We start from the raw sequence: 18,844 nt of genomic DNA on the forward strand, positions 1-18,844 counted from the left end.
GTCATGGGCATCCATTCCTGCAACCTGGCGATTCCCATCCTCATGGAAGAAACCGGCGGCCAGCCGCCCGCCTGAGCGCGCGGGAAGGCGCGGGCCGGACGGAGACACCCGCCGCCGCAGCCTCATCCGCGCAAGGCGGCCGCCAGCCCGCGCACCTCCTCCAGCGCCCCGGCGACGCCGCGCTCCGCCAGCACTTCGGCAAGCCGGGAGCCGACCGCCACCAGGTCCGCGTGCCGCCCGACGAGCCGCGCCGCTTCCGGGGAGCGCACCCCGAAGCCCGCGGCGACGGGCAACCGCGTATGCGCGCGCAGACGGTCCAGGTCCCGGGCGATGCGGCGCTCGTCCGGCAGCGCCGCGCCCGTCGTGCCGGCCAGCATGATGTGATAGACGAATCCGCTGGCATCGGCCAGCAGTTGCGCCAGGCGCGCGTCCTCGGAAGTGGGCGCGGACATGCGGATGAGGTGAATGCCGCGAGCGCGCGCTTGCCGGCCGATTTCGCCGGCATGCTCGATGGGCAGATCGATGATGATCAGCCCGTCCACCCCTGCCGCCGCGGCGTCCGCCATGAAGGCGCCTGCGCCGTGCCGCAGGATGGGATTCAGGTACCCCATCAGCACCAGCGGCGTACCCTTCTCCGACACCCGGAAGTCGCGCACCAGTTCCAGCGTGCGCTTCAAGGTCTGTCCCCCCGCAAGCGCCCGGGCGTTGGCCCGTTGCAGGATGGGGCCGTCGGCGACCGGATCGCTGAACGGCATGCCCAGCTCGATCACGTCGGCGCCCGCTTCGGGCAGGCCGCGCAGCAGGTCCAGGCAGGCGCCGGAATCGGGATCGCCCGCCGCGAAATAGGTAACCAGGCCGCTGCGGCCGGATTGGCGCAGCGCCGATAGGGTGTGGTCCAGCCGTGTCATGCCGCTACCTCGCCAAATTGCGTAACCGTGTCCAGGTCCTTGTCGCCGCGTCCGCTCAGGCAGACGACGAGGGCCTCGTCGCGCCCCATCCGCGGCGCGAGCTCGCGCACGTATGCCAGCGCATGGGCGCTTTCCAGCGCGGGCAGGATGCCCTCCGAGCGCGTCAGCCAGTGAAAGGCGGATACGGCTTCCTCGTCCGTCACGGACACATAAGCCACGCGCCCGCGGTCATGCAGCAACGCATGCTCGGGGCCCACGCCCGGATAATCGAGCCCCGCCGACACCGAATGCGCATTCAGGATCTGCCCGTCCTCGTCCTGCAGGTAGTAACTGCGGCAACCGTGGAGCACGCCCGCATGGCCCGCGGTGATGCTGGCCGCGTGCGCGCCGCTGGCCAGGCCCAGGCCCCCGGCCTCGACGCCGTACAGGCGCACGTCCGCCGATTCCAGGAAGGGATAGAAGAACCCCATTGCGTTGGAGCCTCCGCCCACGCAGGCGACCATGGCGTCCGGCATGCGCCCCGTCTTGGCCAGGATCTGCTGAAGCGTCTCCTCGCCGATCACTTTCTGGAACTCCCGCACGAGCCAGGGATAGGGATGCGGCCCAGCGCCGGTGCCCAGCAGGTAGTACGTGTCGGCGGGATGGGCGATCCAGTCCCGCAGGGCCTCGTTCATCGCATCCTTCAGGGTGGCCGTCCCGGCATGCACGGCGCGCACCTCGGCTCCGAGCATGCGCATCCGGCGCACATTGACGGCCTGGCGCGCCATGTCTTCGGCGCCCATGTACACCACGCAATCCAGGCCATGCAGGGCGCACACCGTCGCGGTCGCCACGCCGTGCTGGCCGGCGCCGGTTTCCGCGACGATGCGTCGCTTGCCCATGCGGCGGGCAAGCAGGATCTGCCCCAGGCAGTTGTTGATCTTGTGGGCGCCGGTGTGATTGAGGTCCTCGCGCTTGAGATAGACCTGCGCGCCCCCGAGTTCCTGGGAAATGCCCCGGGCCAGGAACAAGGGGCTCGGGCGTCCGACGTAGTCGGCCAGCAACCCCCGGTAGGCCTGCCAGAAATCCTCGTCCGACAAGGCCGCCCTGAAGCTGCGTTCGAGCTCGTCCAGGGCGGGAATGAGGGTTTCGGGCATGTAGCGGCCGCCGTAAGGGCCGAATTGGCCAAGGCTGTCGGGAACGGCCGGGTGGCTGGAGAATGGCATGGATCGCGGGCTCCGTGGCAGATAAGGCGACATTCATGCTTATGCTATCTTCATGAAAAACTTATTTGAATCAATGATTTGTTTAGAATTCGTGTAAGTACAGCTAATACCTATATCATGAGACGCCTGCCTTCCCTGAACGCGTTGCGGTTCTTCGACGGCGCTGCCCGCCACTCCAGCTTCACGCTTGCCGCGAAGGAACTGTGCGTTACCCATAGCGCGGTCAGCCAGCAGGTCCGGCAACTGGAGGACTGGCTCGGCTGCCCGCTCTTCGAGCGCCGCGCGGGCGGCGTCCACGTCACGGCGGCGGGCCTCGATCTGCAGCGCGCCACCCAGGAAGCGTTCGACCTGCTCGAACGCCGCTGCGACGAGCTCAAGCGCGGCTCGCAGCCAGCGGAACTGGCCCTGGGCGCGCCGGCCAGCTTCCTGTCCAACTGGCTCATCCCCCGGCTGGAACGCTTCGAAACGCGGCATCCGGACATCCGGATAAGGCTGCAAACGGCGGCAGACCCCAGCCTGCTGAATACCCAGCGGGTGGACGCCCTGATCCTCGCGGGCCGCGACTGGCCGCGCGAATGGGCCGTCACCCCGCTCTTCGCGGAGACCATCGGCCCCGTCTGCGCCCCTGCCTGGGCCGATCGCATCGGGCGTGCGGCCGACGTCCTGGACGCGCCGCTGCTGCACACCACATCCCGGCCCGACGCCTGGCAGGACTGGGCGGCATGCCAGGGCCTTCCGCTCGCCTCCAGGCGGCCCGGGCGCGAGTTCGACCACCTGGGCCACATGCTCGAAGCCGCCGCAGCCGGCCTGGGCATCGCCATCGCCCCTTCGGTGCTGGTCGAGACCGATCTGCACCGGGGCCGGCTGGCCGCGCCGCTGGGCTTCGTCGAAAGCGGCGCGGCCTTCAGCCTGTGCACGCGCAAGGACCCCGCACGCGCAGACGCCGCCCTGGAGCGGCTGCGCGGCTGGCTGCTGGAAAGCGCAGGCTAGCGTCGCGCGCCGGTTATCCGACCCCATATCCCGTCACCAGCCCGCCGTCCGTCGCCGCTATACTTTTCGACTCGTCAACCCCCTGCCGCGCGACGCCTTTTCTGCCGCGCCCCGTTATGCACGTTCTGAAGGCCTTGCTGCGCCCCGTTGGCCAGGCGCTATTCGCTACGCTCGCGGTTCTGCTCTCCCCCCAAGCGTTCGCCTCCCCTCCCACGCTGACGCAATGCCACGGCATCAAGGACCTGGCGTTCGTGGCCCATCTGGATGACGATCTGCTGTTCATGAATCCGGACATCGCCTCCAACATCGAGGCGGGCGGCTGCGTGCGCGTCGTCTACCTGACCGCCAGCGACGCGGGCGAAGGCGAAAGCTACATGCTGGGCCGCGAGCGCGGCGTGCGCGCCGCCTATGCCTACATGGCGCACGAGCCCGACGTCTGGAAGGAAGATGCCGGCACCGCCGGCGGGCATCACTTCGCGCGTTTCACGCTGCAGGGGAACCCGCGCGTCCAGCTCTGGCACATGCGCCTGAAGGACCCCTGGCTGGGCAAGGGCTGGGGCAGCCTGACGCCGCTGAGCCGCACGGAGTCGGAACCCGGGCAAAGCGTCGAGACGCTGGGCCCCTATGCCGAGTCCTACACGCGCGAACAACTGATCGGCACCCTGGCGGACGTGATCCGCCAGTACGCCCCCACCACGGTGCGCCACCTGGACGACACGATCGCGGTGCCCTATACCCAGCTGTGCTGGCGCTGCGCCGGCCATGGCCATCCGGACCACATCGCCAGCGCGCGGCTGGTGCGCGAAGCCATGGTGCGCGTCCCGGGCAACTACGCGGAGACGGGCTACATCGACTACCCAAGCCAGGAACGCGCCAGCAACCTCACCGACACGGAGATCGCCAGCAAGTCGGTGATCTTCCAGCACTACGCCTGGAACGACTACCACTATTGCGCCGGGCCCACCGGCTGCAAGGAACCCGCAGGGCCCGCCGCCGCCTGGGTGCAACGCGCGTACTACGTATCGCGCCAGGACATGACGCCGCAGCTGTACCCGGACGGCCGCGGCGGCCTCGTGGTGTTCGCGGCCGGAGAAACCAATGCCGCCGTCAACCGCTGGGATTCCGGCCAGCGCCGCTGGCAGAGCCTGGGCGGGCGCACCAGCGGGCCGCTGGTCTCGTTCACCCATGCCGACGGCACCGCCGGCCTGATGGCCCGCGATCCGCTTGGCGGCGTGTGGGCGAACAAGCAGCGCCATGACGGCACCTGGCAAGGCTGGCAGGCGCTGGGCGGCGTGCGCGTGACGCAGATCCCTGCCGTGGCGCCGCGCGGCGAAGCCGCCGCCGTGGCGCTGGGCTACGACGACCGGCTCCACTGGATCGCGCCTTCCGGCATCGATGGCGGCTGGAGCACCTGGCAGGACCTGCCGCTGCTCGATGGCGCCACCGGCGGCCCCGCCGCGGCGCGCGGGGCCGATGGGCGCTATGTCGTCTTCGCGATCACGTCCAAGGGCGAACTTTTCTACACGCGTCAATTGCCGGCCGCCAGGGGCCATCGTCCCGAATGGCAAGGATGGCGCCCGGTGCCGGCGCCGACCGCCGCGGGCGGCCTGGCGGCGATCCGCAACCATGAAGACCGCATCGAGCTCTATTTCCGCCAGCGCGCGAACAATCACCTGACCCGGCTGCTGGAAACTGGCGACACGACCGACCTCGACATGGACTGGAGCGCTCCGGCCGATCTGGGCGTGCCCTACATCGGACGCCCGGCCATCGGCGCCGACGGCCAGGGCAATGTCGTGCTCGCGTTCCTGGAACGCGCGGGCGGGCAGCTCTGGCTCGTCGAACACGGCAAGCCGGCGAAGCTGGACGCCGAGGCCGCTTCGCCGCCCGCGATCAACATCATCGACGGCACGCTGTACGTCGTCGCCCGCACCAACGGCGGGCAGCAACGCTACCAGGTGCTGTCGCGCCGCGCCGGCATGTGGGCGGCAAGCCTGACGCTGGACGGCGTGCCGTCCAGCGGCGGCAGCGCGTTCGCGGCCGTGGCCGCGCGCCCCTCGGATCTGCCCAATCTGGGCGCCAACGACGCCAACCAGGCCGCGGTAGTGCGCCCCGCCGCCGGCGCCCCCGGCTCGCTGACCGTGGAACGCATGCCTACGCAGGCCTCGCGCACGGCCGCCCCGACCTCCGTTCAATGAATGAAAGCGCGGGCCGCAAACGCGGCCCGCGCGGGCCATCTCCCTAGGGCTCTCGCGCCCGTCCCTTCGGCCTCAGGCGGGAACGCGCAGCGGACGGCCCCGCCGCCTGGCGCTTTGCCGCGGACCCGCCGCCCGCGGCGCGGCGCCGCGCCGTCTTCATGGCTACGCGCCCGCCCTCTTCCCGCGCCTGCCCTTTGCGCTCGTCCGTCAGCCGCCTGCGCTTGTCCCTCGCCATGCGCTTGGCGTGCGCGGTCAACGCGGCCGCAAGCGCGACGAGCCGGTCCTCATCCAGGCGCTCGGCGTCGACCAGGTCTTCGTCCGCATCCTTCAGCGCGATGAGCAGATCGTCGATCTTCAGATGCAGCGCCCGGTCGTTCTTGTTCTGGCTCTGCTGGATGAGGAACACCATGAGAAAGGTCACGATGGTCGTGCCGGTATTTATCACCAGCTGCCAGGTCTCGGAGTATCCGAAAACCGGACCGGTCACGGCCCATGCCGCCACCACGGCGACCGCCAGGCCAAACGCGATCGAGGATCCCGCCCACGCTGTGACCGCCGCGGCGAAGTGGTCGAAGTAGGTCGCGACGGATTTGCCCGACGGTCGCGGCGGGCCATGTCTTCGGGCACGGGACGCGTCCATGTTTCCTCCCGGACGTAACGGCACGGATCGCCTGCAGCAAGCGTCGTGCCCGCGCGGCGCCGCCACGGCCGATTGCGAGCTGCGGTTCAGGTTAACGTAACCAAGCGAGTCCGAGAATGGAGCCCATAAGGTCCAATACAAGGAGACATCATCATGTCTCGGAGACTATTGCATGCGCTGCCCGCGCTGGCCCTCGTCCTCTCGGCGGGCGCAGCCGCAGCCCCCGCAGCGCCAGACGTCGTGCTCGGCGCCTCCATCCAGCTGACCGGCCCCGTCGCCAACACAGGACGCTATTACCGCGACGCCTACCAGATCGCGGTGGATCGGATAAACGCCGCGGGCGGCGTGAAGATCGGCGGAACGGCCCACAGGCTCGCGCTCAAGATCTACGACAACCAATCGGACGTGAACCTGAGCGTGCGCCAATACACGCAGCTCGTCACCCAGGACAAGGTGAATCTGCTGCTCGGCCCGTTCGCCAGCAACTTCGCGCTGGCCGATTCCGCCGTATCGGAAAAGTACAAGGTGCCCATGGTCCAGGGCGGCGGCGCGTCCGACCAGATCTTCTCGCGCAAGTTCAAGTACATATTCGGCACCTTGGCGCCCGCCAGCAATTACTTCGGCAGCACGGTGGAAATGCTCAAGGCGCTCAAGCCGCCACCGGCCAGCGTGGCGCTGCTGTATGCGGACGATTCGTTCGACGTGTCGGTCGCCCAGGGCACGCGCCCCTTGCTGAAAGCGGCCGGGCTGCGCGTCGCGATGGACGAGCGCTACAGCACCAATGCCACGGACTTCAACTCGCTTCTTTCGCAAATAAAAAGCAAGCGGATCGACGCGGTGCTGGTGGCCGGACACGAGACGGAAATCCTGAATTTCGTGCGCCAGGCCAAGAGCCTCGCCGTTGCGCCCAACATGTATTCGTTCACCGTCGGCGTGCCCTCGGAAGATTTCCGCAAGGCGCTCGGCGCCGACGCGGACTATGCCTTCGGCATGACCGCCTGGCTGCCGTCCGCGGCGCTGAAGGACCGCTGGTTCGGCGACGCCGAACAGTTTGCGCAGGCCTACCAGGCGAAGTACGGCTATGAACCGGACTACCACGCGGCGTCCGGCGTGGCCGACGTCGAAGCCCTGGTCCAGGCCATGGAAAGCGCCAGCAGCCTGGATCCGCAGAAAGTGCGCGACGCCCTGGCCAAGACCCGCTTCGACAGCCTGTACGGCCCCATCGCCTTCAACGCCCACGGGCAGATCGACCTGCCCCAGGTTGTGATCCAGATTCAGGGCGACAAGCTGGCGGAGGTCTACGGCGCCAAGGGCTTCATCACGCGGCCCAAATACCCGATGCCGGCCTGGAACGCGCGCTAGGCGGCCCGCCAGAGGCCCGGGATCAGGCGATGGACCTGCTCGCGCAAATCCTCGTCAACGGCATACTGCTAGGCGGCCTGTATGCCGTGATGGCCCAGGGCCTGGCGCTGGTCTGGGGCGTGCTGAACATCGTCAACCTCGCTCACGGCGCGTTCATCATGCTGGGCGCGTATGCCTCCTGGTACCTGTACACCGACCTGGGCGTGGACCCCTTCCTGGGTTTGCCCGTGACGGCCGCGGCCCTATTCGTCCTGGGCTATGCGCTGCAGCGCGGGCTATTGAACCTTATCGTGCGCGCGCCCATGTTCAACACGCTGCTGATCACCTTCGGGCTGGAGGTCGTGCTGACATACCTGGCGCAGCTCGCGTTCTCGGCGGACTTCCGCACCATCAACCCGCCCTACGCGGGCAACAGCTACGCCCTCGGCCCGGTGACGCTGCCCATGGCGCGGCTGGCGGCCTTCGGCGTGGCGCTGGCGCTGACGCTGGGCATGTGGCTGTTCCTGCTGCACAGCCGCCTGGGCCGCGCCATCCGCGCCACCGCGCAGAACCTCGTGGCCGCCCGCCTCTATGGCGTGGAGCCGCGCCATCTCTACGCCGTCACGTTCGGGCTGGGCCTGGCGCTGGCGGGCGCGGCCGGCGGGCTGTACGGCACAGTGTCGCAGATCAATCCCTACATCGGGGCGACGCTGACCGCGAAGTGTTTCGCCATTTCCATCATCGGCGGGCTGGACAATCCCCTGGGCGTCATGGTGGGCGGCCTGTTCCTGGGCATCATCGAATCGCTGACCACGTTGTATGTGGGGCCCACGTTCGCCGACGTCGCGAGCTTCGGCATACTGGTGCTGGTGCTGTTCCTGCGGCCCAGCGGGCTTCTGGGCAGAGCGGCATGAAGGCCGGACGCGCGATCCTGGCGCTGGCGGCGGTGGCCGCGCTGGCCGGCGTGCCCTGGTACGGATCGGACGTGCTGGTGCAGTTCGGCATCAATACCTTGCTGCTTGCCGTGCTCGCGCAGGGCTGGAACGTGATCGGCGGATACACCGGCTACGCGTCCTTCGGCAATTCCGTTTTCTATGGGTTGGGCAGCTATGGCGTGGCCATCGCCATGGTCCAGTGGGAGCTGCCCTTCGCGGTCGGCCTGGCATTCGGCGTTGCGCTGGCCGTCGCCTTCGCGCTGCTGCTCGGTCTGCCGGTGCTGCGGCTGCGCGGCCATTACTTCGCCATCGCCACTCTCGCGCTGGCGCAGGTCATGACGGCCATCGTTTCGAACATCGCGCTGGCCGGCCAGAACATCGGCCTGGTGCTGCCGCCGCTCAACAACGATCCGCTCTTCTACGAGCTGTCACTCGGCCTGCTGGTGCTGGCGACGCTGACCGTCGCCTGGCTGACGCGCAGCAAGTTCGGCTTCGGCCTGATCGCAATCCGCGAGAACGAAGAAGGCGCGGCCGTCATGGGGGTGAACACCACCCTGTACAAAGTGGCTGCGTTCGCGCTGTCCGGTGCGTTCAGCGCGCTGGCCGGCGGCATCTACGCCTACTGGATCACCTTCCTGGACCCCGAAAGCGCCTTCGACATCGGGTTGAACGTCAAGATGATCATCATGGCCGTGTTCGGCGGCGCGGGCACGATACTGGGCCCCGTCGTGGGCGCCTTTTCGCTGTCGGCCATATCCGAGCTGCTGTCCAGCGAGGTAACCAGCGCCGCCGGCCTGTTCTTCGGCGCCGTCATCGTGGCCGCGGTCGTGCTGATGCCGCGCGGGCTGACCGACCTGCTGCGCCGCTACAGGAAGTCGGGATGGCGCTACTTCATCGAAAACATCCGGGCGCACAAGCTATGACGGCGATCCTCGAAATCCGCAACGTCACGCGGCGCTTCGCCGGGCTGGTGGCCGTGAATCAGGTCAGCTTCACGCTGGGCGAAGGCGAAATCCTGGGCCTCATCGGTCCGAACGGCGCCGGCAAGACCACCCTGGTGAGCCTGATCAGCGGCACGCTCGAGCCGACGCATGGCGAAATCCTCTACCAGGGCAGGCCGATAGGCAACCTGCCCGCTTACCGCCGCGCCCGCCTGGGCATCGGCCGGACCTTCCAGATCATGCGCCCCTTTCCCGGCCTGTCCGTGCTGGACAATGTCGCGGTCGGCGCGCTGTTCGGCCGCGGCGGCGGCCAGCCCGATCTGGCGAAAGCCCGCGAACAGGCGCGCGCCTGCCTGGATTTCGTCGGGTTGGGCCGCGCGGCGGGCCAGCGCGCCGAGGAACTGGGCGGCCCGGGCCGCAAGCGGCTGGAGCTGGCCAAGGCGCTGGCCATGCAGCCGCGGATATTGCTCTGCGACGAAGTCATGGCGGGCCTGAATCTGGTCGAGATCGACGAAGTCATCGAGGTGATACGCAAATTGCGCGCCGCCGGCATCAGCGTGCTGGTCATCGAGCACGTCATCAAGGCCATCAAGAGCCTCTCGGACCGGCTGCTGGTACTGCACCACGGGGAGAAAATCGCCGACGGCGCCCCGGACGAAGTGCTGGCCGACGCGGAAGTGGTGCAAGCCTACCTGGGCAGGCAGCGAGCATGAACGAGATCGCGGCCCCCCTGCTCTGGGTAGAGGGCCTGAACGCCGGCTACGGGGAACTGCCGGTGCTGCACGAGGTGGCGCTCGAAGTCCGGCGCGCCGAGATCGTGGCGCTGGTCGGCAGCAACGGCGCCGGCAAGACAACGCTGCTGCGCGCGCTGTCGCGCGTGCTGCCCGGCACCGGCAGCATCGTGATGAATGGCCGCCAGCTGTCGCAGGCCACGCCAGACCAGGCCTTCGCCTGCGGCATGGTCCAGGTGCCCGAGGGCCGCCAGCTGTTCGACCGCATGACGGTACAGGACAACCTGCTCATGGGCGCCTACCGGCGCACCGCCAAGGCCGACGTCGCGCGCGACCTGGAAAAAGTCTACGGCGTCTTTCCGCGGCTGGCCGAAAGGCGCAGACAGCTCGCCGGCAGCCTGTCCGGCGGCGAACAGCAGATGTGCGCCATGGCGCGCGCGCTCATGGCCGCTCCCGTGCTCATGATGATCGACGAGATGAGCCTGGGCCTGGCGCCGGTGGTGGTCGAGCAATTGATGGGCGTCCTGGCCGACATCCGGCGCGACGGCGTCACGGTCCTGCTCGTCGAGCAGGACGTCCACCTTGCGCTGTCGGGCGCCGACCGCGGCTACGTCATGGAGACTGGCCGCATCGTGCACAGCGGTCCGGCCGCGGAACTGCTGAACGACCCCAAGGTGCGACAGGCGTACCTGGGAGCCTGACGCCCGAAGCGTAGCGACGGCCTAGTCCGCCGCCAGCGCCGTCAGCGGCCCCTGCATGCGGTGGAAGCTCATGTCGGCTGCCGTGAAGTAGGCAAGCGACCGACCTTGCGCGAAGTCGTCCAGATGCACGACGGTGGCGCCGTCGGCCTCCTGCCAGGAGATCGCGTAGACACCGTCGCCGACCTGCCGCCATTGGCAGCGCGCCTCGCCGCTCGCCCCGGCGTAGGGGCCGGAGACGATCTCGTAGCGGATCGTTTCTCCGTCCTCGGAATAGCGGTTGTGCGCCGACAGCCCCTCGTAGTCGACTCGGAAGCTGCGCCCGGCGAAGACCGGCTTGGTGCCGGGAGATTGTTTTTCCATGGTTCAGGCCTCCGCCGCTTCCAGCGCGGGATAGTCGATCAGGCCGCGCGCGTCGCCGCCGAACAGCGTGGCGCGGTCGTGTTCATTCAAGGGCGCTCCGATGCGCAGGCGCTCGGGCAGGTCCGGATTGGCGACGAAGGGACGGCCGAAGCCGATCAGGTCGGCCCAGCCCCGCGCCACGGCTTCGCGCGCGCGCTCGGCCGTGTAATGGCCGGCGTAGATCAACGTGCCGGGGAAGGCTGCGCGCAGGCGCTCCTTGAACGCGACCGGCATCAACGGCGCGTCGTCCCAGTCGGCCTCGGCGATGTGGATGTAGCCCACGCCGATCTCCCCAAGCCGCTTGGCCGCCGCAAGGTAGGTGGTTTCCGGATCGGCGTCGGAGCAGCCGTTCAGCGTGGTCAGCGGCGCCAGGCGAATGCCGACGCGGCCGGCGTCGCCCGTGCCTTCGGCCAGCGCGCGGGCCACTTCATCCAGGAAGCGCAGGCGGTTCTCCAGCGAGCCGCCGTATTCGTCCTTGCGGTTGTTGGCGTTGGAATCGATGAACTGGTTGACCAGGTAGCCGTTGGCGGCATGCAGCTCGACGCCGTCGAATCCCGCTTCCATGGCGTTGCGCGCCGCCTGGCGGTATTCGTCGACGATGGCGCGGATTTCCGTCCGGTCCAGCGCGCGGGGCATCGACGCCTGGACGAAGCCGGGCTTGCCGTCGTTCTCGGCCACGAACACATTGACGCCTTCGGCCTGGATGGCGGAAGAAGAGACGGGCGCCTGGCCGCCCAGCAGGCTGGTGTGGCTCAACCGGCCCACGTGCCAGAGCTGGGCGTAGATGCGGCCGCCGGCGGCATGCACCGCCTCCGTCACCTGGCGCCAGCCGGCGACCTGCGCCGGGGTGTGGATGCCGGGCGTCCAGGCGTAGCCCTTGCCCAGCGGCGAAATCCAGGTGCCCTCGCTCACGATCAGGCCGGCGCTGGCGCGCTGCGCGTAATACTCGGCCATCAGCGCATTGGGCACGTCGCCGGGCTGGCTGGCGCGCGAGCGCGTCATCGGCGGCATCACGATGCGGTTGGGCAGTTCGAGGCTTCCCAGGGAGTAGGGTTGGAAGAGCGGATCTTTGATATCAGGCATTGCAGGTCTCCTCGGCGGCCGCGGTCACGGCCGGCGATGGGGTGTGGAAAAGGGGCAGCACGTGCTCGGCGATCTCATGGAAGGTTTCGGCGAGCGGCCGCCGGTTGCGGCGGAAATGCAGGCTGACGTGGTCGACGCCGGCCTCGCGCAGGGCGCGCAATTCGGCGTTCAGCGCCTCGCGGCCGCCGCGCATGCCGAAACGCCAGCGTTGCATGGGCTCATCGGCGCGTTCGGCCAGGTCCAGATGGATGAAGGTGGCATAAGGCTTGGCGCCCGCCACGTCGCGCCAGGCGGCGACTCGCCGCGCATGATCGTCGGGTGTGCCGGGATAGGCGAGGCAGCCGTCCATGTGTTCACCGATCCAGGCCGGGGTTTGCTGGGCCAGGCCCGCAACCAGCAGCGGCAGCGGCGCGTCCAGCCGCGGCAGGACCTCCAGCCCGGGAGGCAGGCGCGACGGCGCGCCGTCGCGCAGCAGCGCGACCTGCTCGCGGAAGTTGCCGCCGCGGCCCGCGAAGTCGCGGCCGAACAGCGGGTATTCCACGGGCCGGTCGCCGCTGGCCACGCCCAGCAGCAGGCGATCGCCGCTCAGGCGCTGCACGGTCGCCGCGGATTTCAGCGTCAGCAGCGGCTCGCGGATCGGGAGCACCACGGCGGCGGTGCCCAGCAGGATGTCGCGCGTGATGCCGGCCAGATAGCCCAGATAGGAAAACACCTCGAAAACCTGCGCCGCGTCGCCGAACGACGGGTCGTAGACGGGCACGTCCCGCACCCACAGGGCGCGGAAGCCGAGCCGGTCGGCCAGTTGCGCCAATTCGGCATGGCGCTGCAGGTCGGGCTCGCCGGGCAGGCGGCCGGCCTGGCGCCGAGCCTGTTCGCCGGCGTGCGTCCAGTCATTGTCCAGCGGCGCCTCGATACCGACGCTGAAGCCGCCCGCCCCCAGGCGGGCCAGGGCGTCCGGCATGGCCGGGCCCTGGGCCTTGGCGTCGGCGTCGGCGTCGCGGCCGCTGCGTTCCCGCATATTCATGGAATGGCTCCTAAGTCGAATGGATGAAAGAGGGATCAGGCGTGCGCGGGCCGCACGGCCGCGGCGCGCTTGTCCAGGCGCCCCGACAGCACGGTCAGGCCCAGCGCGGCCAGCGTCACCAGCGCGGCGATCCACGGCGTGTGCTCGAGGCCCAGGTGGCCCACCACCAGCGCGCCGGCCCACGATCCGCCCGCCACGCCGAGGTTGAAGGCGGAAATATTGAAGCCGGCGGCGACGTCGGTCGCATCGGGCGCGACCTGTTCGGCCTGGCGCACCACATAGAGCTGCAAACTCGGCACATTGCCGAAGGCCACGGCGCCCCAGGCCAGCACGGTCAACACCACCAGCACCTTGCTCGGCGCGGTAAACGTAAGCACCAGCAGGACCAGGGCCAGCAAGCCGAAGATGATCTTCAGCGCGGCCACCGGGCCGCGGCGGTCGGCCAGGCGGCCGCCCCAGATGTTGCCCGCCGCGACCGATATGCCATAAGCCAGCAGCACCAGCCCCACCATGTCCGGCTTGAAACCCGCAACGGTTTCGAGAATGGGCGCCAGGAAGGTGAACGCGATCAGCGAGCCGCCATAGCCGACGGCAGTCATCGCGTAGACCAGCAGCAGGCGCGGTTGCAGCAGCACGCGGACCTGGCGACGCAACGGCGCCGGCGCGGCGTGAGGGATATTGCGCGGCACCAGCAGCAGCGCGCCGATCAGGGCGATCACGCCAAACGCGGCGACGGCAAGAAAGGTCGTGCGCCAGCCGAAATGCTGCCCGATGAAGGTGCCCAGCGGAATGCCGGTGACGAAGGCCACGGTCATGCCGCTGAACATGGTGGCGATGGCGCTGGCCGCTTTCTCGCGCGGCACCAGGCTGGTGGCGACGATGGAACCGACCGAAAAGAACACGCCGTGCGCCAGGCCCGTCAGCAGGCGGGCCACGATCAGCGTGGCGTAGCCGGGCGCGAGCCAGGCCACCACGTTGCCGACGGTGAACAGCGCCATCAGGCCGACCAGCAGCGGCTTGCGTGGCACCCGCCCGGTCAGGGCGGTCAGGATGGGCGCGCCTACGGCGACGCCGAGGGCGTACAAGCTGACCAGCAGCCCGGCCGACGGCAGGGACACCCCCAGATCCATGGCGATGGTCGGGATGAGGCCGACGATGACGAACTCCGTGGTGCCGATGGCAAAGGCCGCCAGAGTCAGGGCAAACAGGGCGAGAGGCATGACCGCGCTCCAATGAAATTCTCGAATGGACCGAAGTGTGCGCGCTTTATATTTGTGGATTAAGCCCTGGATGGTCCAAATTCTTTTGAATTCAAATCAATAATGAATGCGCGCCTGGCGGCGCGGGCCGTCCAGGCGCACAATGCCGCGCATCCACACGTCAGGGCTGGGCGGCGGCCAGCGTCGCCTCCAACGCCTTCAGGCCGTCCCGGTAGATGCCCTCGAACAACTCCGAGGCAGCGTCGTCGCTGACGCCCACGGGCGTGAATTCGCCAGACCACTCGACCCGCGAGGCCCGGTCGCCGTCCGTGCCGACCACGCGCAGCGTGGAGCGGTACCCGGTGACGGGAAACGGCGCTTCGAGGATGGAATAGGTATAGCTGCGCGCGCCGTTGTCGAAGGCTTCCAGCCGTTCGACGATGGCGTCCCCGTCGGGGTTGGCGAGATGGCGGACGCGGCCGCCCTCGCTCAGTTCGCTCTTCGGGATGTACGGCAACCAGTCGGGCAGCGCATCGAAGCCGCCGATCAATTGCCATACCTTGCCGGGTTCGACCGGCAGCGCGATCATTGCAGAAGCTTTAGCCATGATGAAATCCTCCTGACGAATATCAGATGCGGTCGACGGGCAGCGGCGCGTTCGCGGCGACCAGGCGCTGCTCGCGCAGTTCGTGCCAGAAATCGGCGGGTATGGCTTCCTTCAACGCGGCGGCGTCTTCGGCAACGCGCGCCGGCCGGCTTGCCCCCGGAATGACGGCCGCCACCGCGGGGTTCGCCAGCACGAACTGCAGCGCCGCCGCCTTGACGCCTACGCCGTGGCGTTGCGCGATCGCCTTGATACGCCCGACCCTGGCAATGATTTCGGGAGGCGCCTCCTGGTATTCGAAGTGCGTTCCGCCCGCCAGGATGCCGGAGCTGTATGGGCCGCCCACCACGATCTCGGTCTTGCGTTGCGCCGCCTTCGGCATCAGGCGCTGCAGCGCGCGCTCGTGGTCGAGCAGGGAGTAACGGCCCGCAAGCAGGAACCCGTCGGGTTGCGCTTCGGAAAGATCCAGCGTCAGTTCGATCGGCTCGACGCGGTTCACGCCCAGGCCCCAGGCCTTGATCACGCCCTCTTCGCGCAGGCGGGTCAGGACGCGGAAGGCGCCCTTGCGGGCCACTTCGAAGTACGACAGCCACTCATCGCCGTAGAAGTCCTGGGCGATGTCGTGGATCCAGACGATGTCGAGACGGTCGGTCTTCATCCGCTTGAGGCTGTCGTCGATGGAACGCAGCGTCGCGTCGGCGGAATAGTCGTTGACCAGTCGGTTGGCGCGGCCGGCCGCGAACAGGCCGCTCTTTTCACCGAGCGCCCGCGCGCTGGCGTCCTCGACTTCGTCGAGGATCAGCCGGCCCACCTTGGTGCTGAGCACGTATTCGTCGCGCTTGTGCCGGGCCAGCGCTTCGCCCAGCCGGATTTCGGCCAGGCCCGCCCCGTAAAACGGGGCTGTATCGAAATAACGCACGCCCTGTTCCCAGGCCGCATCCACCGTGGCTTGGGCTTCCGCTTCCGGAATATCGCGAAACATGTTGCCCAGCGGGGCGGTGCCGAAACCCAGTACGTTTCCGGCGAGTTTTTCCTTGATGCTCATGATTGCTCCATGTGCAGATTTGTTGAGGTGAAGGCAGTCTAGGGTTGCCACTTAAGTCTGTCCAAGACATAATTTGCACAAGATGAGTCACTCAAGGTCTTAACATGCTGGATCTGCGCCAACTTCACTATTTCGTCGCCGTCGCCGAGGAGGAGCACGTCGGGCGCGCGGCCGAGCGGCTTCATATCTCCCAGTCCCCCCTGAGCCGCCAGATCGCCCAGCTCGAGGAAAAGCTCGAGCTGGTGCTTTTCGAGCGTTCCCAGCAGCGGATCCGCCTGACCCGCGACGGGCGCACGTTCCTGGCGGAGACAAAGGCCTTCCTGACGCATGCCAACCGGCTCGAATCCCTGGCCCGCCGCCTCGGCCGCGGCGACGAGGGCGGCCTTTGCATCGGATACCTGGAATACGCGATGCATTCGGGCGTGCTGCCGAACGCGTTGCGCGAGTTGAGCGACAGCCGCCCGGCGGTGCACATCGCGCTGTACAACCAGCAGTCGGAGACGCAACTGGAAGGGTTGCGCCAGCGCAGCCTGGATATCGCGCTCGTTTGCGAACCTCCTTCGCCCGACGACCCCGATCTCGAAGCCGCCCAGGTGCTCAACGACCCGATGCTGCTGGTCCTGCCCGTGGGGCACCCGCTTGCCGACGTGGCGCAGATCACGTCGGCCGATCTCGCCGCGCAGAAATGGATCGGCGTCATGCACAAGGAAAGCGCGCTGCGCCACGACACATTCATCGCCGCCTGCGCGAAGGCGGGCTTCACGCCGACGATATCGATGGAGGCCACGGAACCGTTGGCCGCGCTGGGCCTGGTCGCCGCGGGGCTCGGCGTGACCACCGTCCAGCGCAGCCTGCGCCACCAGGCGCCGGCTGGCGTCGTCATGCGCGAACTGCCCGAATTTTCCTATCGCACGCCGCTCTGGGCGGCCTGGCACAAAATCAACCTGAGGCCTCTGGTGCAGACCTTTCGCGAGACATTGATCCGGACGGTCGGCGCCGACGGCGAGCACGAACCCGGGGCCCGGCCTCATCGCCAATCGGAAGCGACCCTGGAGCGATGACGTCCATTCTCCAGATAGCGTCTTCGAACGGCGGGCTGCGGTTTCCCGCGCTCCATGTCCATTCGGGCAATGGCGCCTGCGGCTCCGGCTGATTCGTCATGAGACATTCGACACCATGAAACCCTTCGATCAACTTATCGCCGAGGCCGAGGCCGCCGATGTGACCGGCTGGGGATTCGGCTGGCTGGCCGGACGCGCCACCGAGGAACGGCCGCCCTGGGGCTATGCGCGCCTGTTGGCGCAGCGCCTGGCCCAGGCCCGGTCCGCGCTTGACCTTGATACGGGCGGCGGCGAGGTGCTGGCTGAAGCGCCTCGCTTTCCGCCGCGCCTGTGCGCGACGGAAGCCTGGCCGCCGAACGCGCGCCAGGCCCAGGCGCGCCTGGCTGCGCGCGGCGTGGACGTCGTGCAAGTGGCGGACGGCGCCGCGCTGCCCTTTGCCGACGCCGCTTTCGACCTCGTCACGGCGCGCCACCCGGTGCGCCCGGATTGGCGGGAGATCCACCGCGTCCTGATGCCTGGCGGCTGTTATTTCGCGCAGCACGTGGGCCCGGCCTCCGCGTTCGAGCTGATCGAGTACTTTCTGGGCCCGCTGCCGCGCGAACGCGCCCGGCGCGATCCGAATGAAGAGGCCGCCGAAGCGCGGGCGGCCGGGCTGACCGTCACGGACCTGCGCCTGGCGCGTTGCCGCATGGTCTTTCACGACGTGGGCACGGTCGTCTGGATCCTGCGCAAATGCGTATGGTGGGTTCCGGACTTCTCCGTGCGGAAGTATCTCGGCCCGCTGCGCGCGCTGGACGGCAGGATGCGCCAGGGCATCCCTTTCATCGCCCACGCCTCCCGCCATCTGATCGAAGCCCGGCGCTGAAGCGCCGTATCTTGCGCTACGCCGCCAGGACGCCCTGCATCCATGCGCCGAAGGCCTGCATGGCGGCGTTCGGTCGGCGGCTGGCGATGCGGGTCAGCCAGTACTTCCCCGTCTCCACCTCCAGCGCGAACGGGCGCAACAGGCGTCCCGACAGGAACTCGCGCTCGAACAGGCGCGCGGGCAGCAGGGCAATGCCGGCGCCCTGGGCCGCCGCGTCTGCCAGCACCAGGGACGAATCGAACATGGATCCCTGCACCAGGGGCGGCTCCAGGCCGGCCGCGGCGAACCAGGCGGGCCACTCGTCCGGCCGGTAGGAGCGCAGCAAGGGCTCGCGCAGCACGTCCCGCGGGGCGCGCAGGCGCGCCGCCACTGCGGGCGCGCACACGGGCGACAAGGGCGCGGACAGCAATGGCTGCGCATCGATGCCGTGCCAATTGCCGTCGCCGAACCGGATCGCCAGGTCCAGGCCCTCGGCCGCGAGATCGACCCGGTTGTTGTTGGAAAAGACGCGCAGGTCCACGTTCGGATTCAAGGCCTGGAAGTCCCGCATGCGGGGCAACAGCCAGCCCACGGCGAAAGTCCCCACGACCCCTACCGACAGGACCTGCCGCCGCGCCTTGCCGCGATAACCGCGCAGGGCCGTCGCGATCCTGTCGAACGACTCGGACAGCACCGGCATCAGGGCCAGGCCCTCGTCGGTCAGCACGAGCCCGCGCGGCACTCGCCGGAATAGCGCCACGCCCAGCCTCGCCTCCAGGTTCTTGACGTGCTGGCTCACGGCCGCCTGCGTCAGGTTGAGCTCCTGCGCGGCCCGCGTGAAACTCAGATGCCGCGCCGACACTTGAAAGGCCCGCAGGGCGTTCAGGGGGAGGTCCATGGCCGGCATAAGTTTTTCTATGGGATAGCCACAATTATTCCCGTTTGTTCCCGCGGCCGTCCAGCGCCTAGCATGCAAGCGTTTTTCAAAGGAGAAC

19 protein-coding genes are annotated in these 18,844 nt (G+C 68.5%); 9 read left to right on the top strand and 10 right to left on the bottom strand.

Translation table 11 applies throughout. The features are described from left to right. Positions 1 to 122 precede the first annotated feature (122 nt). Together trpA and trpB are read right to left on the bottom strand one after the other, a co-directional pair. Positions 123 to 908, bottom strand: coding sequence for a tryptophan synthase subunit alpha (trpA, locus tag ACN6PJ_RS03225; RefSeq protein ID WP_427994468.1), 786 nt, complete (start codon positions 906 to 908; stop codon positions 123 to 125). Further along, positions 905 to 2,113, bottom strand: a complete 1,209-nt coding sequence (gene trpB / locus ACN6PJ_RS03230; protein ID WP_427994469.1) for a tryptophan synthase subunit beta — start codon at positions 2,111 to 2,113, stop codon at positions 905 to 907. The genes trpA and trpB overlap by 4 nt, the downstream gene beginning before the upstream one ends. Positions 2,114 to 2,230: 117 nt before the next feature. Here trpB and ACN6PJ_RS03235 point away from each other — a divergent pair, with 117 nt between their 5' ends. After that, entirely contained in the window at positions 2,231 to 3,103 is an 873-nt protein-coding gene (locus ACN6PJ_RS03235; protein ID WP_427994470.1) for a LysR substrate-binding domain-containing protein, read from the top strand. 116 nt (positions 3,104 to 3,219) lie between these two features. Beyond that, complete coding sequence (locus ACN6PJ_RS03240) at positions 3,220 to 5,301, top strand: PIG-L family deacetylase (RefSeq protein ID WP_427994471.1); 2,082 nt, start codon at positions 3,220 to 3,222, stop codon at positions 5,299 to 5,301. 43 nt (positions 5,302 to 5,344) lie between these two features. Here the strand turns inward: ACN6PJ_RS03240 and ACN6PJ_RS03245 are convergent, their stop codons facing one another. Beyond that, the gene (locus tag ACN6PJ_RS03245; protein WP_427994472.1) at positions 5,345 to 5,941 is read right to left on the bottom strand and encodes a low affinity iron permease family protein; all 597 of its coding nucleotides are present in this window, start codon (positions 5,939 to 5,941) and stop codon (positions 5,345 to 5,347) included. 153 nt (positions 5,942 to 6,094) lie between these two features. On the opposite strand from ACN6PJ_RS03245, the gene ACN6PJ_RS03250 reads away from it, so the two are divergent. From ACN6PJ_RS03250 to ACN6PJ_RS03270, 5 genes are read left to right on the top strand one after another with little or no spacing between them, the layout of a single operon-like run. Beyond that, a complete protein-coding gene (locus tag ACN6PJ_RS03250; protein WP_427994473.1) occupies positions 6,095 to 7,303 on the top strand; it encodes an amino acid ABC transporter substrate-binding protein in 1,209 nt (402 codons plus the stop codon). A gap of 29 nt (positions 7,304 to 7,332) precedes the next feature. After that, a complete protein-coding gene (locus ACN6PJ_RS03255) occupies positions 7,333 to 8,196 on the top strand; it encodes a branched-chain amino acid ABC transporter permease (protein WP_427994474.1) in 864 nt (287 codons plus the stop codon). Next, positions 8,193 to 9,140, top strand: coding sequence for a branched-chain amino acid ABC transporter permease (locus ACN6PJ_RS03260; protein ID WP_427994475.1), 948 nt, complete (start codon positions 8,193 to 8,195; stop codon positions 9,138 to 9,140). The genes ACN6PJ_RS03255 and ACN6PJ_RS03260 overlap by 4 nt, the downstream gene beginning before the upstream one ends. Then, positions 9,137 to 9,871 (top strand): ABC transporter ATP-binding protein, encoded by a 735-nt coding sequence (locus ACN6PJ_RS03265; protein ID WP_427994476.1) that lies wholly within the window; start codon positions 9,137 to 9,139, stop codon positions 9,869 to 9,871. Before ACN6PJ_RS03260 ends, ACN6PJ_RS03265 begins: the two co-directional genes overlap by 4 nt. Continuing rightward, on the top strand, positions 9,868 to 10,590 hold the full coding sequence (locus ACN6PJ_RS03270) for an ABC transporter ATP-binding protein (protein WP_427994477.1): 723 nt from the start codon (positions 9,868 to 9,870) through the stop codon (positions 10,588 to 10,590). The genes ACN6PJ_RS03265 and ACN6PJ_RS03270 overlap by 4 nt, the downstream gene beginning before the upstream one ends. Positions 10,591 to 10,611: 21 nt before the next feature. Here ACN6PJ_RS03270 and ACN6PJ_RS03275 read toward each other — a convergent pair whose 3' ends face one another. The 6 genes from ACN6PJ_RS03275 to ACN6PJ_RS03300 form a co-directional block, all read right to left on the bottom strand. Beyond that, a complete protein-coding gene (locus ACN6PJ_RS03275; RefSeq protein ID WP_427994478.1) occupies positions 10,612 to 10,950 on the bottom strand; it encodes a MoaF-related domain-containing protein in 339 nt (112 codons plus the stop codon). A gap of 3 nt (positions 10,951 to 10,953) precedes the next feature. Continuing rightward, positions 10,954 to 12,072, bottom strand: a complete 1,119-nt coding sequence (locus tag ACN6PJ_RS03280; RefSeq protein ID WP_427994479.1) for an alkene reductase — start codon at positions 12,070 to 12,072, stop codon at positions 10,954 to 10,956. Further along, entirely contained in the window at positions 12,065 to 13,033 is a 969-nt protein-coding gene (locus ACN6PJ_RS03285) for a TIGR03571 family LLM class oxidoreductase (RefSeq protein WP_427994878.1), read from the bottom strand. Before ACN6PJ_RS03285 ends, ACN6PJ_RS03280 begins: the two co-directional genes overlap by 8 nt. 98 nt (positions 13,034 to 13,131) lie before the next feature. Beyond that, positions 13,132 to 14,316, bottom strand: coding sequence for an MFS transporter (locus ACN6PJ_RS03290; RefSeq protein WP_427994480.1), 1,185 nt, complete (start codon positions 14,314 to 14,316; stop codon positions 13,132 to 13,134). A 160-nt stretch (positions 14,317 to 14,476) separates the two neighbouring features. Continuing rightward, positions 14,477 to 14,902 (bottom strand): SRPBCC family protein, encoded by a 426-nt coding sequence (locus tag ACN6PJ_RS03295; protein ID WP_427994481.1) that lies wholly within the window; start codon positions 14,900 to 14,902, stop codon positions 14,477 to 14,479. 22 nt (positions 14,903 to 14,924) lie between these two features. Further along, positions 14,925 to 15,944 carry an aldo/keto reductase gene (locus ACN6PJ_RS03300; RefSeq protein WP_427994482.1) on the bottom strand — a complete coding sequence of 340 codons (1,020 nt, stop codon included), beginning with the start codon at positions 15,942 to 15,944 and terminating at the stop codon, positions 14,925 to 14,927. A gap of 104 nt (positions 15,945 to 16,048) precedes the next feature. Between ACN6PJ_RS03300 and ACN6PJ_RS03305 the strand changes: the two genes are divergently transcribed. Further along, complete coding sequence (locus ACN6PJ_RS03305) at positions 16,049 to 17,005, top strand: LysR family transcriptional regulator (protein WP_427994483.1); 957 nt, start codon at positions 16,049 to 16,051, stop codon at positions 17,003 to 17,005. Between the two features lie 115 nt (positions 17,006 to 17,120). After that, positions 17,121 to 17,870 carry a class I SAM-dependent methyltransferase gene (locus ACN6PJ_RS03310; protein WP_427994484.1) on the top strand — a complete coding sequence of 250 codons (750 nt, stop codon included), beginning with the start codon at positions 17,121 to 17,123 and terminating at the stop codon, positions 17,868 to 17,870. A gap of 16 nt (positions 17,871 to 17,886) precedes the next feature. Here the strand turns inward: ACN6PJ_RS03310 and axcR are convergent, their stop codons facing one another. Further along, a complete protein-coding gene (axcR, locus tag ACN6PJ_RS03315) occupies positions 17,887 to 18,747 on the bottom strand; it encodes a putative beta-lactamase transcriptional repressor AxcR (protein WP_427994485.1) in 861 nt (286 codons plus the stop codon). Between the last annotated feature and the right edge of the window lie 97 nt (positions 18,748 to 18,844).

This window comes from Achromobacter sp., assembly GCF_050285585.1.
GTDB lineage: Bacteria > Pseudomonadota > Gammaproteobacteria > Burkholderiales > Burkholderiaceae_B > Achromobacter.

What these genes read in the sequence shown, in the direction of transcription:
- trpB (WP_427994469.1), bottom strand. Translation starts at nt 2,113, where the DNA reads ATGCCATTCTCCAGCCACCCGGCCGTTCCCGACAGCCTTGGCCAATTC.
- ACN6PJ_RS03290 (WP_427994480.1), bottom strand. Translation starts at nt 14,316, where the DNA reads ATGCCTCTCGCCCTGTTTGCCCTGACTCTGGCGGCCTTTGCCATCGGC.
- ACN6PJ_RS03300 (WP_427994482.1), bottom strand. Translation starts at nt 15,944, where the DNA reads ATGAGCATCAAGGAAAAACTCGCCGGAAACGTACTGGGTTTCGGCACC.
- ACN6PJ_RS03310 (WP_427994484.1), top strand. Translation starts at nt 17,121, where the DNA reads ATGAAACCCTTCGATCAACTTATCGCCGAGGCCGAGGCCGCCGATGTG.
- ACN6PJ_RS03285 (WP_427994878.1), bottom strand. Translation starts at nt 13,033, where the DNA reads ATGCCGGACGCCCTGGCCCGCCTGGGGGCGGGCGGCTTCAGCGTCGGT.
- ACN6PJ_RS03240 (WP_427994471.1), top strand. Translation starts at nt 3,220, where the DNA reads ATGCACGTTCTGAAGGCCTTGCTGCGCCCCGTTGGCCAGGCGCTATTC.
- ACN6PJ_RS03255 (WP_427994474.1), top strand. Translation starts at nt 7,333, where the DNA reads ATGGACCTGCTCGCGCAAATCCTCGTCAACGGCATACTGCTAGGCGGC.
- axcR (WP_427994485.1), bottom strand. Translation starts at nt 18,747, where the DNA reads ATGGACCTCCCCCTGAACGCCCTGCGGGCCTTTCAAGTGTCGGCGCGG.
- ACN6PJ_RS03260 (WP_427994475.1), top strand. Translation starts at nt 8,193, where the DNA reads ATGAAGGCCGGACGCGCGATCCTGGCGCTGGCGGCGGTGGCCGCGCTG.
- ACN6PJ_RS03250 (WP_427994473.1), top strand. Translation starts at nt 6,095, where the DNA reads ATGTCTCGGAGACTATTGCATGCGCTGCCCGCGCTGGCCCTCGTCCTC.
- trpA (WP_427994468.1), bottom strand. Translation starts at nt 908, where the DNA reads ATGACACGGCTGGACCACACCCTATCGGCGCTGCGCCAATCCGGCCGC.
- ACN6PJ_RS03235 (WP_427994470.1), top strand. Translation starts at nt 2,231, where the DNA reads ATGAGACGCCTGCCTTCCCTGAACGCGTTGCGGTTCTTCGACGGCGCT.
- ACN6PJ_RS03245 (WP_427994472.1), bottom strand. Translation starts at nt 5,941, where the DNA reads ATGGACGCGTCCCGTGCCCGAAGACATGGCCCGCCGCGACCGTCGGGC.
- ACN6PJ_RS03275 (WP_427994478.1), bottom strand. Translation starts at nt 10,950, where the DNA reads ATGGAAAAACAATCTCCCGGCACCAAGCCGGTCTTCGCCGGGCGCAGC.
- ACN6PJ_RS03270 (WP_427994477.1), top strand. Translation starts at nt 9,868, where the DNA reads ATGAACGAGATCGCGGCCCCCCTGCTCTGGGTAGAGGGCCTGAACGCC.
- ACN6PJ_RS03265 (WP_427994476.1), top strand. Translation starts at nt 9,137, where the DNA reads ATGACGGCGATCCTCGAAATCCGCAACGTCACGCGGCGCTTCGCCGGG.
- ACN6PJ_RS03305 (WP_427994483.1), top strand. Translation starts at nt 16,049, where the DNA reads ATGCTGGATCTGCGCCAACTTCACTATTTCGTCGCCGTCGCCGAGGAG.
- ACN6PJ_RS03280 (WP_427994479.1), bottom strand. Translation starts at nt 12,072, where the DNA reads ATGCCTGATATCAAAGATCCGCTCTTCCAACCCTACTCCCTGGGAAGC.
- ACN6PJ_RS03295 (WP_427994481.1), bottom strand. Translation starts at nt 14,902, where the DNA reads ATGGCTAAAGCTTCTGCAATGATCGCGCTGCCGGTCGAACCCGGCAAG.